The sequence below is a fragment of the Aromatoleum sp. genome, assembly GCF_035254505.1.
In the GTDB taxonomy this organism is placed as follows: Bacteria; Pseudomonadota; Gammaproteobacteria; order Burkholderiales; family Rhodocyclaceae; genus Aromatoleum.
Window position 1 is genome coordinate 12,030 of sequence record NZ_DATFAO010000027.1, and the last position, 14,012, is coordinate 26,041.

At 66.5% G+C, this 14,012-nt stretch carries 15 protein-coding genes; 14 read left to right on the forward strand and 1 reads right to left on the reverse strand.

From position 1 onward, the window contains the following. The first annotated feature begins 16 nt into the window (after nt 1-16). The 3 genes from VJ673_RS04495 to VJ673_RS04505 all read left to right on the forward strand — a co-directional run bounded on the left by VJ673_RS04495 (nt 17) and on the right by VJ673_RS04505 (nt 4,139). Nucleotides 17-2,464 carry an EAL domain-containing protein gene (locus VJ673_RS04495; protein WP_324124842.1) on the forward strand — a complete coding sequence of 816 codons (2,448 nt, stop codon included), beginning with the start codon at nt 17-19 and terminating at the stop codon, nt 2,462-2,464. A 67-nt stretch (nt 2,465-2,531) separates the two neighbouring features. Beyond that, nucleotides 2,532-3,695, forward strand: coding sequence for a hypothetical protein (locus tag VJ673_RS04500; protein ID WP_324124843.1), 1,164 nt, complete (start codon nt 2,532-2,534; stop codon nt 3,693-3,695). A gap of 9 nt (nt 3,696-3,704) precedes the next feature. Continuing rightward, a complete protein-coding gene (locus VJ673_RS04505; protein ID WP_324124844.1) occupies nt 3,705-4,139 on the forward strand; it encodes a hypothetical protein in 435 nt (144 codons plus the stop codon). A 19-nt stretch (nt 4,140-4,158) separates the two neighbouring features. Here VJ673_RS04505 and VJ673_RS04510 read toward each other — a convergent pair whose 3' ends face one another. Beyond that, nucleotides 4,159-4,875, reverse strand: a complete 717-nt coding sequence (locus VJ673_RS04510) for a fumarylacetoacetate hydrolase family protein (RefSeq protein WP_324124845.1) — start codon at nt 4,873-4,875, stop codon at nt 4,159-4,161. Nucleotides 4,876-5,037: 162 nt separating this feature from the next. Between VJ673_RS04510 and hemP the strand changes: the two genes are divergently transcribed. From hemP to VJ673_RS04565, 11 genes are all read left to right on the forward strand, one after another. Continuing rightward, nucleotides 5,038-5,241: a hemin uptake protein HemP gene (gene hemP / locus VJ673_RS04515; RefSeq protein ID WP_324124846.1), complete on the forward strand. Its 204-nt coding sequence runs from the start codon at nt 5,038-5,040 to the stop codon at nt 5,239-5,241. A 42-nt stretch (nt 5,242-5,283) separates the two neighbouring features. Next, complete coding sequence (locus VJ673_RS04520; protein WP_324124847.1) at nt 5,284-5,520, forward strand: (2Fe-2S)-binding protein; 237 nt, start codon at nt 5,284-5,286, stop codon at nt 5,518-5,520. After that, on the forward strand, nt 5,517-5,993 hold the full coding sequence (bfr, locus tag VJ673_RS04525; RefSeq protein WP_324124848.1) for a bacterioferritin: 477 nt from the start codon (nt 5,517-5,519) through the stop codon (nt 5,991-5,993). Before VJ673_RS04520 ends, bfr begins: the two co-directional genes overlap by 4 nt. A 111-nt stretch (nt 5,994-6,104) precedes the next feature. After that, nucleotides 6,105-6,230 (forward strand): hypothetical protein, encoded by a 126-nt coding sequence (locus VJ673_RS04530; protein WP_324124849.1) that lies wholly within the window; start codon nt 6,105-6,107, stop codon nt 6,228-6,230. 171 nt (nt 6,231-6,401) lie between these two features. Then, nucleotides 6,402-7,058: an energy transducer TonB gene (locus VJ673_RS04535; protein ID WP_324124850.1), complete on the forward strand. Its 657-nt coding sequence runs from the start codon at nt 6,402-6,404 to the stop codon at nt 7,056-7,058. Between the two features lie 3 nt (nt 7,059-7,061). Continuing rightward, nucleotides 7,062-7,823 carry a MotA/TolQ/ExbB proton channel family protein gene (locus tag VJ673_RS04540; protein ID WP_324124851.1) on the forward strand — a complete coding sequence of 254 codons (762 nt, stop codon included), beginning with the start codon at nt 7,062-7,064 and terminating at the stop codon, nt 7,821-7,823. Then, nucleotides 7,823-8,239: an ExbD/TolR family protein gene (locus VJ673_RS04545; protein WP_324124852.1), complete on the forward strand. Its 417-nt coding sequence runs from the start codon at nt 7,823-7,825 to the stop codon at nt 8,237-8,239. Before VJ673_RS04540 ends, VJ673_RS04545 begins: the two co-directional genes overlap by 1 nt. Before the next feature lie 224 nt (nt 8,240-8,463). Next, a complete protein-coding gene (locus tag VJ673_RS04550) occupies nt 8,464-9,744 on the forward strand; it encodes an efflux RND transporter periplasmic adaptor subunit (protein ID WP_324124853.1) in 1,281 nt (426 codons plus the stop codon). Then, nucleotides 9,741-11,726, forward strand: coding sequence for a MacB family efflux pump subunit (locus tag VJ673_RS04555; RefSeq protein WP_324124854.1), 1,986 nt, complete (start codon nt 9,741-9,743; stop codon nt 11,724-11,726). Before VJ673_RS04550 ends, VJ673_RS04555 begins: the two co-directional genes overlap by 4 nt. 5 nt (nt 11,727-11,731) lie before the next feature. Further along, the gene (locus VJ673_RS04560) at nt 11,732-13,153 is read left to right on the forward strand and encodes an efflux transporter outer membrane subunit (RefSeq protein ID WP_324124855.1); all 1,422 of its coding nucleotides are present in this window, start codon (nt 11,732-11,734) and stop codon (nt 13,151-13,153) included. A gap of 313 nt (nt 13,154-13,466) precedes the next feature. Continuing rightward, entirely contained in the window at nt 13,467-14,012 is a 546-nt protein-coding gene (locus VJ673_RS04565; protein WP_324124856.1) for an iron transporter, read from the forward strand.

A 14,012-nucleotide genomic window follows, 5' to 3' on the forward strand; every position in this document is an offset into this window, starting at 1 on the left:
ACGTCGAAAACGCAAAGTGAAACGGCTCTTACCCCGTACCTCGATCCGCATCCGCCTGTTACTCGCCAGCACCGTGGTGCAGGTGCTGCTATTGACGCTGCTGCTCGCGAACAGCGTGCGCCTGATGAACGACGCGATCGGCGCCAGCATCGCGACACTGACGAGCCAGAACGCGACGATGCTCCATGCGATGGCGGCGGCCTACGCCGACAACGGCGGCTTCGGTGCGCTGCAGGACGTCCTCGGCGAGTTGCTGTCCGAGGGCGACGAGGGCCTCGTCTACGTCAGGATCGCCTCACCCGACGGCCGCATCCTGGTCAGCGCGGGTATGCCCGAGATGCATCAGATCCCCGAGGTCGACAACGGAACCACCCGCAGCGCCACGAGCGACCTCTTCCATGTCCGGCGTCCGCTCCTTCTGGACCGCAACACGGTCGGCTTCATGCAGTTCGGCATCTCGGTGTCGGCCCTCTCCGGAGCGCGCCGGGCGATCACCGAACAAGGGGCCGCGATCGCGGTCGCGGAAATCCTGCTCACCTTCGTCCTGCTGTCGGGCATTGGCTACCTGCTGACGCGCAACCTCACGCGCCTGCTCGCCGGCAGCGAGGCGATCGCTGCCGGGCGCCTCGACCATCGCCTGCCCGAAGAGGGCGACGACGAACTCGCGCGGCTGGCGCGACGCTTCAACATGATGGCAGCGAATCTGCAGGATCGCGTCGGCGAACTGCAGCAGGCGGCGACACAGTTGCGCGAAAGCGAGCAGCGCTACGAGCTCGCGATCCAGGGCGCCAACGACGGCCTGTGGGACTGGGACATCGCGGCCGACCAAGTCTATTGCTCGCCCCGCTGCGCCGAGATCGCGGGCCTGCCGACCGAGCGCGACTACCATGCCCCGAGCGACGTCACGGGTAACATCCATCCGGACGACCTGCGCAATTACCGCAGCATCCTGATCGAGCATTTGAAGGGATACAGCGCCCAGTTCCGTTGCGAGTATCGGGCGCGCCAGCGCGACGGCAGCTTCCGCTGGGTGATGAAACGGGGCGTGGCGCTGCGCGGCGCGGATGGTCGGGCATTCCGGATGGCCGGATCGATCAGCGACGTCCACCTGCACAAGCTCGCCGAGATGCGCCTACAGTACGATGCGCTGCACGACGGGCTCACCAATCTGCCGAACCGCGCCCTGTTCCTGGAGCATGTCCGCAGCGCCCTCGCACAGCAACAGCACGCCGACTCGCAGAACTTCGCCGTGTTGGCGATCAACCTGCAGCGCTTCCGGCTCGTCAACGACAGCTTCGGGCACGCCGCCGGCGACGAGCTTCTGCGCCATGTCGCGCAGACGATCAGCGAAACGCTGCGGCAGGGCGACATCGTGGCCCGTGTCGGCGGGGACCAGTTCGCACTGCTGCTCAACCGCATCGAGAATCCTGCCGAAGCGCTGCGCCTCGGCGAGGCGTTGCGCGAAAAGCTGGCGGAACCGACCAGTGTCGCCGGCCAGGTCCTGTATCCCAAGTATCGCATCGGCGTGTCGCTGAGCGCCGACTACACGGAAACCTGCTCGGCCGAGACGATGCTGCGCGATGCGGACAACGCGCTGCAGCGGACCCGCAAGCGCGGCGAAGACGCGGTAGCGATCTTCCACACATCGATGCACGAGCAGGCCGTACAGAGCCTGCGCCTCGAAGGCGACCTGCGCACGGCCTTGCGCGAGCAGGACCTGACGGTTCATTTCCAGCCCATCGTCTCGCTCGAGGATGGCAGCATCAGCAGCTTCGAAGCGCTCGTGAGATGGCGGCATCCGACGCAAGGCATGCTGCCTCCGAACATCTTCATCCCACTTGCCGAGGCCATCGGCTTGATCCATGAACTGGACATGCTGGTGCTCAAGCGCGCCTGCGAGCGCATCCTGCTGTGGCAGCGCCTCGCGGGCAACGCTGCGGTACCACGCGTGAGCGTCAATCTTTCGGCGACCCAGTTCGCACGCCCCGATCTCGCAGGCGAAATCATCGCCGAGATCGCGCAGCACGGTTTGCCACCCGACATGCTGCGCTTCGAGGTTACCGAAAGCGTGCTCGCCCAGCCGGAGGGCCCGGCTTCGCAGATCCTGGAGCGCTTGCGGAACGCGGGGATGTCGGTGCTGATCGACGATTTCGGCACGGGCTATTCGGCGCTCAGTTATCTGCACACGATCCCCTGCGACGTCGTCAAGCTCGACGGCTCCTTCGTGCGCTCGCTCGAGAACGACGAACGGCTGCGCACCATCGTTGCGCGGAGCATCGAGCTCGCCCACGATCTCGGCATGCTCGTCGTTGCCGAATGCATCGAAACGCGGACGCAGGCCAACCTGCTGCGAGAAATGGGCTGCGACTACGGACAGGGCTACCTGTTCTCGAAGCCGCTCGACGACGCGGCCGTAGAAAAACTTCTATTTGGAAAGGCGACCGGCGCGGAGGCGGCAGCATGACCCTGAGAGAGGGCCGATGAAGCGGATTTTGCAGAGTGTCGTACTCATTGCGGCAACGATTTGCGGAGTGAGCGCCGCGCACGCGGACGACTCGCCCGCCCCGCCCCGGCTCGAGCTGTCCGGATTCGGCACCCTGGGCGCCGTGACGACGGACAACAAGGACGTCTGGTTCACGCGCAACGGCGTCAATTTCCCCGGCAACAAGGACCCCGATTTCAGCCCCGATACGCTGCTCGGACTTCAGGGAAGCTTGCGCCTGACCGAGTACAACGACGTGACCGTGCAGGTCGTTGCGCGTGAGGACGGCGCCGAGAAGGAGGATCCGCGCGTCACGCTGGCCTTCCTGCGTCAGACGCTGGCGCCAGGACTGTCAATGCGCATCGGACGGCTGCGGGTGCCGTTCTTCATGCTGTCGGATTCGCTGTACATCAATTACGCGAACATGTGGGTCCGGCCGCCGGTCGAGGTGTACGGCCTCAATCCGTTCAACGATCTGGACGGCGTCGACCTGATCTATCACACGCGGATCGGCGAACTCGATGCGGAGATCCACCCCTATGTCGGCCGCGGCGAGATCCATTTCCCGCAAGGCAAGGCTCGACTCAAGGAGACCGCGGGCGTCAATGTGGTGCTGACGCAGGGCGACTATTCGCTGCATCTCGGCCACGGCGATGGGCGCTTCACACTGGAGCGAGGCGACGCCAATTTCCACGCCATCGCGGCCGCGTTGCGAGCGATCGGCCAACAGGACGCGATCGATGATCTCGCCGGCACCGACGGTCGAACGAGTTTCAATTCGATCGGCGCGCAGTGGGACGACGGGACCTGGCAGTTCGTCGGTGAATACGCGCATCGTCACGCTGACCGCTACGTGGTGAGCGCTCACGGCTGGTATCTCAGCCTCGGCCGACGCTTCGGCAACGTGATGCCCTATGTGACCTGGGCCCGGCAGTCGCTGGACCGCCAGTTCGCCGAGGCGAATATTCCGCCCGGCCGTTTCGCAGCCGCCTGGGAGCGCTTCCTGACGTCCCGCAATAATGCCCAACACAGCCTGACGATCGGCACGCGCTGGGATCTCGCCTCTCACGCGGCACTGAAAGCCGAGATATCGCATGCACGGCCCGACCGGGATTCGTGGGGATCCTATTTCCCCCGACCGGTCGACACGCCGCGCGTGATCGGCGGCGAGTCGCTGACGACGTTCAGCCTGTCGCTGGACCTGAGTTTCTGAGGCCCGGCGATGCTCAGAAGATGCAAGGCTCTGCTCGCGCTCGGTTGCTTGTGCTGCCTGCTCCTGTCGGCGGCGCCCGCACTCGCCCAGATCGTGGTCGTCGCTGGCGCGCAAAGCAATGTGCACGAACTCACGCGCGAACAGGTCGAACAGTTCTACCTGGGTCGCGCCCATAGCCTTCCTGACGGGCTCGCGCTCGCGATCGCGGACTTGCCGACCGGCCCCGTTCGTGACGAGTTCTACCTGAAGCTCACCGGCAAGAATCCGATCCAGATCCGCGCCCACTGGTCGCGCATGGTATTCACCGGACGCGCGTTGCCCCCCGTGGAGGCGGCAGACGTCGCCCAGTTACGCCAGTGGCTGGCCGTGCGGCCGAATCTGATCGGCTATCTGCCCGCGTCGGAGGCCGATTCGCGGGTGAGGATCCTGCTGCGCCTGCCCTGAGCCGCAGTTCGCTGCGCGATCAGCGCGGCACGACCGTCAGGTCGAACGCGCCGACGCCGCCAACCGCGCCGTGCAGACGGTCGCCGATCGCGACCGGGCCGACGCCTTCCGGTGTGCCGGTGAAGATCAGGTCGCCGGGCTGTAGACAGTAGTAGCGCGAGAAGAAAGCAATGATCTCGGGAATCGACCAGATCATGTCCGCCAGATCGCCGCGCTGACGAAGCGCGCCGTTCACGTCGAGGCGGATTTCGCCCGCCCGCAGCACTTCGCCGGCGGCCGGCACGATAGGCGAGATCGGCGCCGAGGCATCGAAGGCCTTGGCGATATCCCACGGCCGTCCCTTCGCCTTGGCTTCCGCCTGCAGGTCGCGACGCGTCATGTCGAGGCCCACGGCGTATCCCCAGATGCACTTCGCGGCCTCCTCCGGGGACAGATCGACCCCTCCGGCGCCGAGCGCGACGACGAGCTCCAGCTCATGGTGGACGTCCTGGCTCGCTTGCGGATAGGGAAATTCCCCGACCTCTCCCGTCTTGATCGGCAGTATGGCGTCCGCCGGCTTGGTGAAGAAGAACGGCGCTTCGCGGCTCGGGTCTCCGCCCATTTCCCGCGCATGGGCGGCGTAGTTGCGGGCGATGCAGAAGACGCGGCGCACGGGAAACAGCCCGCCGCCGACGACCGGCACGGCGGCGCGCGGCGCCGGTTCGAACACGTAGGAATCCTTGGAATCGAGAGTCATCGATGAAGCTCCGGCCTGGGTTCGCAGGCGCATGTTTAGTGGGGACCGCCGGATGTGACGATCTTTGATGAATCGTGTGACGAGATCACATCACAGGAGGGTTGACCGTTCAAGCAGTCGATGTTGTAATGCGAATCATTCCTATTCGCTATATCGACCGCAATGAAGCTCGCAACCTTTCCGCTGGGAGCCAAGCTCGACGAAAGCCGGGATCCGACTGCAGGCGCGCTGCGCCCGGAGACGGAAGAATCGGCAATCCCGAGCGTGCGCCTGCTGCAAGGGCGCAGCAGCATTGCGATCGAGCATCGCGGCACGCAGTACTTCCTGCGCGCAACACGCGCCGGGAAACTGATCCTCACGAAGTAGGCAAGTCATTTCCACGGTAAATCGAGAGATCGAGGCTAGACTATGTACGTCTGCGTTTGTAACGCGGTAACCGAGCGCCACATTGGACAGGCTGTTCGCGAGGGAGCATCGACCCTGCGTCAGTTGCGCGAGCGCCTGGGCGTGGCCGGTGAATGCGGTCGGTGCGCAAGCTGCGCGCGCGACTGCCTGCGCTCGGCTATCGAAGAGCAGACATCGAACGCAACGCCGGCAGTAGCGGCGTTCGCGCCCTCGTTCTCGTTTGCCGCGGAGGCCGTATGAAAGGCGATAAGAAAGTCCTTCAATACCTCAACAAGCAGCTCACCAACGAACTCACCGCGATCAACCAGTATTTCCTCCATGCCCGCATGTACAAGAACTGGGGGCTGGGTCGGCTCGGACACCACGAGTACGAAGAGTCGATCGAGGAAATGAAGCACGCCGACAAGCTGATCGAGCGCGTGCTGTTCCTCGAAGGACTCCCGAACCTGCAGAACCTGAACAAACTGCTGATCGGCGAAAACGTGCCGGAGTGCCTGCAGGGTGACCTGAAGCTCGAATCGGGTGCACGGGCCGATCTGATCGAGGCGATCGCGTACTGCGAGTCCTGTAAGGACTATGTCTCGCGGGAGCTCTTCGAAGAACTGCTCGAGGATACCGAAGAGCATATCGATTACCTCGAAACCCAGCTCGAACTGGTCGACAAGGTCGGCCTGCAAAACTACCTGCAGTCGCAGATGGGTGAATCGAGCTGAAGCCATCGCAACACGACGTCCGGCGTCAGCGCCGGACGTCCCTTTGACCACCCAGCCAGCCCGTTCTTCCGCAGAACCAGCCAGCCCCTCAGTCCAGGAGAACTGGCCAGAATGCAGCTTTCGCCCACCTCCCGCCTCAACTCCTATCCGCCGTCCCGGGGCGTCGCCTTCGCGGTCGGCAGCGTAACGACTTACCTGGTACTCGCCGCGCTCCTGCTCGATCAGTTGCTGCGCTGAAACGGCCACATCCCATCCATGGCCTCAACGCCCGCCTTGCAGGCACTTCCACCCGCCGTCCAAGCCACGACGCAGATGGCACCCTCCCCGCGGCGCCATGCGAACGTGCCGGCCGCCCCGGGGCGTCCACCGACGCCGCGGCAAGTCGTGTCGCGGTGGGAACGTCGGATCGTGTTGCTCGGAGTCGGTCTCGCACACGTCGCGGGTCTTGCCCTCCTTTCGCAGGTCGTCACCGCGCCCGCGCCCCCGGCTCCGCCGACCATCACCGCAACGCTGATCGAATTGCCGAAACCGATGCCGCTGGAGGCGCCGCCTCCGAAGCCACATCCCGCCCCTGAAAAGCCGGCGCCACAGAAGAAAGTCGCGCCACCGCCTCGCCGGGCAGCGCCATCCTCGACGCCGCGGATCGAATCGCCGACGGCAGTGGCCGCACCGGCTCCGGTGCAGCCCCCAGTGCCGGCCGAAACTCGGGCCGCGCCGGCGGCGGAGCCCGTGACACCGGCCAAACCTGCTCCGGTCGCAGCCCCTGCACCCGCTCCGGTCACGCCGGTGCGCTTCGACGCGGCCTACTTGAACAACCCGGCCCCGGCCTACCCGCCGCTGTCGCGACGCATGCGCGAGGAAGGCAAGGTGATGCTGCGGGTGCAGGTCACCGCCGAGGGCTTGCCTGCGAGGGTCGAGGTGGCGGAAAGTTCCGGTTCCGGACGACTCGACCAGGCGGCGCGCGAGGCGGTGCAGCGCTGGCGCTTCGTGCCCGCCAAGCAGGACGGCCACGCCGTGGAGGCCGGGGTCATCGTACCGATCATCTTCAAACTCGAAGGAAACTGAACAATGCTCACCGACAACTTCGGCCTTTCCCACCTGTGGGGCCAGTCGGACCTGGTCATCAAGCTCGTCGCGCTCCTGCTCGTGACCATGTCCGTGGCGAGCTGGTACTTGATCGCCGTACGCGCCGCACGGCAGCTGCGCGCCCGTCGCTTCGACAACGCAGTGGAAGGGTTCTGGAATGCGCCCAACCTCGACGACGGACTGTCGCAGCTGTCGCGCACGGCCGCAGGCTCGCCTTTCGAGGCGCTTGCCCGACAGGGGGCCGCCGCGGCGGAACATCTGCGTCGTCACACGCATAGCGAAACGCTGGGCGGCAAGCTGGATGCGGACGAGTTCGTGACGCGTGCCTTGCGCAAGTCCATCGCGCTGTCCACGGCGCAGCTCGAATCGGGCCTGACGGTGCTCGCGTCGATCGGCTCGACGGCGCCCTTCGTCGGCCTCTTCGGCACCGTATGGGGCATCTATCACGCGCTGATTGGTATCAGCACCTCCGGCGCAGCAACCCTCGACAAGGTCGCCGGACCAGTCGGCGAAGCGCTCATCATGACCGCGTTCGGTCTCTTCGTCGCGATTCCGGCGGTGCTCGCCTACAACACCTTCACGCGCGCGAACCGGCTGGAGCTGTCGGAACTCGACGCCTTCGCACACGACCTGCATGCGTGGTTCACGACCGGCACCCGCCTCGCCAGCGCGCCGGCCGGAGACGCGCCGCGCGGCGCGGCGCCTTCATCGCCGCTGAATCTGCGCAGTGCGGGAGCGGCGTAATGGCCTTCGGCGGATTCAATTCCGAGGGGCATTCGGCGCCCCTCGCCGACATCAACATGGTCCCGCTGATCGACGTAATGCTGGTGCTGCTGATCGTGTTCATGATCACGGCCCCCTTGCTCACGCATGCGGTCAAGATCGATCTGCCCGCGGCAGCGAGCCAGGCGAGCAACGAGAAGCCCGAGACGATCACGCTGGCGATCGACGGGGCCGGCAAGATGTTCTGGAACGACCAGCCGATCGCCGACGGCGAACTGGCGACGCGGCTTTCGACCGCTGCCGCCGCGAGCGTGCAACCGGAGCTCCATCTGCGTGCCGACCGCGAAACGCGCTACCAGAAGCTCGCCGAGGTGATGTCCGCGGCGAAAACCGCCGGCATCCAGAAGATCGGCTTCGTCACCGTCCCCGAACGCTGACGCCCGCGGCCGGGTATCGCGCCCGGCCGCCCCTCCCGCCCGGGAACCCGCGGCTGCATTACGATACAAACCAGCTGTGAGGCTTCGCCTATTCTTCGCGTCGTGACGATCGATCAGGCTTGCGCCTGCACGCGCCGAACACGCGCGCGGATATCCATTTGCCAAGTTCGACGTCCCGCGCGACACTGCCGCTCAATACCCTACTATCGTCCTGATTTCTCGACATGACCCGTCCCCTCGCGCCCCGACCGCGCCGCCGCTGGCGCAGCGCGCTGCTCGCCCTGACCACCGTCGCAGTGCTGGGAGGTGGCGGCTACTTCGTGTGGTCGAAGTACTTCGCGGCGCCGGACGAGTCCGCGCGCTACCAGTTCACGAATGTGACGCGAGGCGACCTCGAGGACGTGGTCACGGCGACCGGCACGTTGCAGCCGCGCGACTACGTTGATGTCGGTGCCCAGGTTTCGGGGCAGCTGAAGAAGATCCACGTCGATGTCGGCTCGGAGGTGAAGTCCGGCGAGCTGCTGGCGGAGATCGACCCGATCGTGTTGCAGAGCAAGGTCGACGCGACCCATGCGCAGCTGCGCAACCTGCGCGCGCAGTTGCTCGACCGTGAGGCGAGCCGCACGCTCGCGACGGCGCAGCTGACGCGCCAACGCAACCTGATGGCCGAGGACGCCACCAGCAGAGACGCGCTGCAGAACGCCGAAGCGACGCTGCAGTCGGCCGAGGCCCAGGTCGCGGCCTTGAAGGCGCAGATCGACCAGACCGAATCGAACCTGCGGGCCGACGAGGCGAACCTGAACTACGCACGGATCTACGCGCCGCTCGCCGGAACCGTGGTGTCGGTGACGGCGCGCCAGGGCCAGACCTTGATCGCGAGCCAGCAGGCGCCGGTGATCCTGCGCGTCGCGGACCTGTCGACGATGACCGTGCAGACGCAGGTCTCGGAAGCGGACGTGTCGCGGCTACGCCTGGGGATGGACGTCTACTTCACGACACTCGGCAGCAACAACAAGCGCTGGTCGGGCAAGCTGCGCAAGATCGAGCCCACACCGGTCGTGCAGAACAACGTGGTGCTCTACAACGCGCTGTTCGACGTGGACAACGCGGACCACGCGCTGATGACACAGATGACGGCGCAGGTGTTCTTCGTCGTCGCGTCGGTGAAGGACACGCTGCAGATTCCGATGTCCGCGATCGCGACGGCGCGGGCGGAACGGACGAAGGCGCGCGCTGCCGGCGAAGGCGGCAGCGCAGGCGGGCCGTCTCCGCGTCCGAAGAAGCCCACAGCGGACGGATCGGCGGCGGGCGGCTCGCGCAAGGTGTTGGTCAAGGTCGCGCGCGAGGACGGCACGCTGGAGGACCGTCAGATCGAGATCGGCGTCACCAGCCGCATCGGTGCGCAGGTCTTGTCCGGGCTCGACGAAGGCGAACGCGTGCTGTCGAGCATCGCGCTCCCCGACAAGGGGACTGGCCAGGCGCCGCGGCGCCAACCACGCATATGAAAGCCGAACCGCACATCGGAGCCGCCGTCGCGCCGCTGCATGAACGCTCGGCGGACCTGCCGCTGATCGAACTCTCGGGGGTCAGGAAGACCTTCTACAACGGCGAGATCGCCGTCGAGGTTCTGCACGACATCGACCTGAGAATCTACCCCGGCGAGTTCGTCGCGATCGTCGGCAGCTCGGGCTCGGGCAAGTCGACGCTGATGAACGTGCTGGGCTGCCTCGACCGACCGACGGGAGGCACCTACCGTTTCATGGGCCAGGACGTGTCGCGGCTGGATCGCGACGAACTCGCGCAGCTGCGGCGCGAGACTTTCGGCTTCGTCTTCCAGAGCTACAACCTGATCGCCGGCGCGAGCGCGCGCGAAAACGTCGAAGTCCCGGCCGTGTATTGCGGCATGCCGCCGGCGGAGCGCCACGCCCGCGCGATCTCGCTGCTGACGATGCTGGGACTCGAATCGCGTTGTGAGCATCGTCCGAATCAGCTCTCGGGCGGACAGCAACAGCGCGTATCGATCGCCCGTGCGCTGATGAACGGCGGCCGCGTGATCCTCGCCGACGAGCCGACGGGCGCGCTCGACAGCCGCAGCGGCGCGGAGGTCATGCAGATGCTGCGCAAGCTCTCGGCCGACGGGCACACGATCATCCTGATCACGCACGAGCGCGAAGTCGCCGAGCAGGCGCAGCGCATCATCGAGATCCGCGACGGCAACATCATTGCCGACCCCGGTCCCCTTCCGCGCAGCGGCCCGGAGCCGGACTTCGCGCCCCACATCGACCGCACCTCTCCCCTGTCCGACGTCATCGAAGCGGCGCGCACGGCCTTACGGGCGCTACGCACCAACATCTTCCGCGCGGCACTGACCCTGCTCGGCATCGTGATCGGCGTCGCGGCGGTGATCGCGATGCTGGCGATCGGCGATGGCGCCAAGCGCGATGTCGTCGATCGCATCAGCTCGATGGGCACGAACTTGCTGACCGTACGCCCCGGCGCGCCCAATCAGCGCGGGCGGGACACGCCGGCGACGCTCGTGGTCGATGACGTGCGTGCGCTGCGCGACTTGCCGAACGTGCTCACCGCCGTTCCCGATCAAAACACCGGCGTCACGGTCCGCTACGGGGGCGCCGACCAGCGCACCTCGGCGGAGGTGACGGGCGCCGACTACCCGCTCGCCCGCAATTGGCCGGTCGCGCGCGGGACCTTCTTCAGCGCCGAGGACGAGCGCCGCTATGCCGCGGTCGCCGTGCTTGGCGAGACCGTCGCCAAGGCGCTGTTCGGCGACGACGATCCGGTTGGCGCCTACATGATCGTCAACAACCTCGTGTTCCAGGTGATCGGCGTGATGGGTCCGATGGGGGCAACGCCGTGGGGCTCGGACCAGGACGACGTGATCTTCGTCCCCTTCACGACGGGCAGCCTGCGCCTGACCGGACAACGCTTCCTGCGCAGCGCGATCGTCGCGGTGGAAGACGTCAACCGCATCGACGAGACGCAGGAAGAGGTCCGCGCCCTGCTGCAGGCGCGCCATAGCGGCGTCGAGGACTTCCAGATCCGCAACATGGCCTCGATCATCGCGAGCGCCACCGAAACCCAGAACACGCTGACGGTGCTGCTCGGCACGGTGGCGGCGATTTCGCTGCTGGTCGGCGGCATCGGAGTGATGAACATCATGCTGGTGTCCGTGACGGAGCGCACGCGCGAGATCGGCATCCGCATGGCGACCGGGGCGCGCATGCGCAACATCCTGCAGCAGTTTCTGATCGAGGCGCTGGTCGTCTCCGCGCTCGGAGGACTCATCGGCGTCGGCGTCGGGCTCGGCGCCGCGGCGATCATCGCGGCCTTCGACACGCCGATCCAGTATTCGCTGTCGCCGGTCCTCCTCGCCTTCGGCTGCGCATTCGCCACCGGCCTGATCTTCGGCTACCTGCCCGCACGCAAGGCCGCGCGCCTCGACCCGGTGGTCGCGCTGGCGTCGGAATGAGTCCCATGACCACCCCCAAACTTCCCACTTCGCGCAGGACTGCCCTCGCCCTCTCGCTCGCGTTGATGCTCGGCGGCTGCGCCGTCACTGAACCCGCAACACGCGCGGACGTCGCGATGCCGGCCGCGTGGGACGGGGCGTCCTCCGACTCCGCCGCACGCCCCGACGCGGGCTGGTGGCTCGGCTTCGCGTCGCGCGAGCTCGACGCGCTGATGGCCGAAGCCCTCTCCGCCAACCCCGACTTCCGCGTCGCCATCGAGCGCGTGCGCCAGGCGGAACTCGCCCTCAAGGTGACCGGCGCGTCACTGCTGCCGAGTGCGGCGCTGGGCGCGGACACCGCATGGAGCCGGGTCGAACCCGGCCGCAACGGACCGGCGAGAGAATCCGAATCGACCGGCGTCTCGCTGTCGGTCAGCTACGAAGTGGACCTCTGGGGGCGCATCGCGGCGGGCGTCCGCGGTGCGTCGGCCGAGCTCGACGCCACGCGCGACGACCTCGCGGCGGCTCGCGTGACGCTGCTCACCGGCGTCGCGAACACCTACTTCCAGTTGCTGTCCGCGCGCGAACGCATCGAGATCGCGCGCGAAAACCTCGCGACTGCCGAACGTGTCTTCTCGATCGCCGAATCCCGCTATCGCAACGGCGCCGCATCGGCGCTCGACGTCAGCCGGCAGCGGAGCACGGTACTTGCGCAACGCGCCGCCCTGCTGCCGCTAGAAACCCAGGCGCGCCAGACGCAGGCGGCGCTCGCGGTGCTGCTCGGCCGGGCGCCGCAGGGCTTTGCGCTCGGTGGAGAGACGCTGTCGATGCTGCAAGTGCCGTCCGTCGCGCCCGGGCTTCCGTCGGAACTGCTGACGCGACGCCCCGATCTTGCCAGCGCCGAGGCGCGGCTCGCTGCCGCCGATGCCGACGTCGCCGCCGCGCGCGCGGCGCTGCTGCCATCGATCGGGCTGTCCGGCTCGGCCGGGCTCGCGAGCACGACGCTGCTCGCGCTGTCGAACCCCGCCAACACCGTCGCGCTCACGGCATCGTTGAGCCACACGCTCTTCGACGGTGGTCGTCTTCGTGCGGAGGTCGGAGGCGCGCAGTCGCGGCGTCAGGCGCTCGTCGAAACGTATCGCGGCGCCATCCATACCGCCCTGCGCGAGGTCGAGGACGCACTCGGCAACGTCGAGCGCAACCGCCGCCAGGAATCCGTGCAGTTGCAGATCCGCGACGAGGCGACGCGCGGACTGAGACTCGCCGAGCTGCGCTACCGCGAAGGCACCGACGACCTGCTCACCGTGCTCGATGCGCAGCGCACGCTGTTCCAGGCGCAGGACCAGCTCTCGCAGTTCCGCCTCGCCCGCCTGAGCGGCACGGTGGATCTAATCAAGGTGCTCGGCGGAGGCTGGCAAACGGCGGAAACGAGCGCGCGCGCCGATTGAGCGGCGACTTCCGCCGAACCAGTCTTGATCGGGGCACCGCGCGCGGCCAAAGCGGCTTTCGCGGTTGGCGACTCGGTTCTGCTGAGGTGCCTTCCAGCCTTCCGCAGCCCTTCCACACGCAGTCCGACATATCCCGCCACGCCTGACGCGTTCAGGATTTCGTTCTGTCTGACGGCCCCGGGCTTCGCCTTCTGTCGCGAAATTTTTACCGCAGTTCTTGCGAATACTTCTCATTCTACTTATTATTCGCATCCATGCGATAACAATTCTGCGCGCGACTTCGAACATCAACTCGTCATTCAAAGGGATATTCATGCATCGCAACCTGCTCCGCCCGCTAGCCTTCGCCGCCCTGGCCGGCCTCGCCGTCACCGCCAACGCCCTCGAGTACCCGATCGGCAAGCCGCAGCAGCGCAACGGGATGGAGATCGCCGCGGTCTATCTGCAGCCGATCGAAATGGAACCCGAAGGCATGATGAAGAAGGCGTCTGAAACGGACATCCACATCGAGGCCGACGTCCGCGCGCTCGCCAACAACCCGAACGGCTTCGAGGAAGGCAGCTGGGTTCCCTACCTGACCGTCAAGTTCGAGATCACCAAGGTCGGCAGCGACTGGAAGCTCGCCGGCGACTTCATGCCGATGGTCGCCAACGACGGCCCGCACTACGGTGACAACGTCAAGCTCGCCGGCCCCGGCAAGTACAAGGTGAAGTACACCATCCTGCCGCCGGGCGCAGAGCACGGCACCCACTTCGGCCGCCACACCGACCGCGCGACCGGCGTGCGTCCGTGGTTCAAGCCCTTCGAAGTCGAGAACGAATTCACCTACGCCGGCATCGGCAAGAAGGGCGGCTACTAA

Bases quoted from the DNA above. Each gene is read 5' to 3' on its own strand.
- VJ673_RS04505 (WP_324124844.1), top strand. From the start codon at position 3,705: ATGCTCAGAAGATGCAAGGCTCTGCTCGCGCTCGGTTGCTTGTGCTGC.
- VJ673_RS04510 (WP_324124845.1), bottom strand. From the start codon at position 4,875: ATGACTCTCGATTCCAAGGATTCCTACGTGTTCGAACCGGCGCCGCGC.
- hemP (WP_324124846.1), top strand. From the start codon at position 5,038: ATGAAGCTCGCAACCTTTCCGCTGGGAGCCAAGCTCGACGAAAGCCGG.
- VJ673_RS04520 (WP_324124847.1), top strand. From the start codon at position 5,284: ATGTACGTCTGCGTTTGTAACGCGGTAACCGAGCGCCACATTGGACAG.
- bfr (WP_324124848.1), top strand. From the start codon at position 5,517: ATGAAAGGCGATAAGAAAGTCCTTCAATACCTCAACAAGCAGCTCACC.
- VJ673_RS04530 (WP_324124849.1), top strand. From the start codon at position 6,105: ATGCAGCTTTCGCCCACCTCCCGCCTCAACTCCTATCCGCCGTCCCGG.
- VJ673_RS04540 (WP_324124851.1), top strand. From the start codon at position 7,062: ATGCTCACCGACAACTTCGGCCTTTCCCACCTGTGGGGCCAGTCGGAC.
- VJ673_RS04545 (WP_324124852.1), top strand. From the start codon at position 7,823: ATGGCCTTCGGCGGATTCAATTCCGAGGGGCATTCGGCGCCCCTCGCC.
- VJ673_RS04550 (WP_324124853.1), top strand. From the start codon at position 8,464: ATGACCCGTCCCCTCGCGCCCCGACCGCGCCGCCGCTGGCGCAGCGCG.
- VJ673_RS04555 (WP_324124854.1), top strand. From the start codon at position 9,741: ATGAAAGCCGAACCGCACATCGGAGCCGCCGTCGCGCCGCTGCATGAA.
- VJ673_RS04560 (WP_324124855.1), top strand. From the start codon at position 11,732: ATGACCACCCCCAAACTTCCCACTTCGCGCAGGACTGCCCTCGCCCTC.
- VJ673_RS04565 (WP_324124856.1), top strand. From the start codon at position 13,467: ATGCATCGCAACCTGCTCCGCCCGCTAGCCTTCGCCGCCCTGGCCGGC.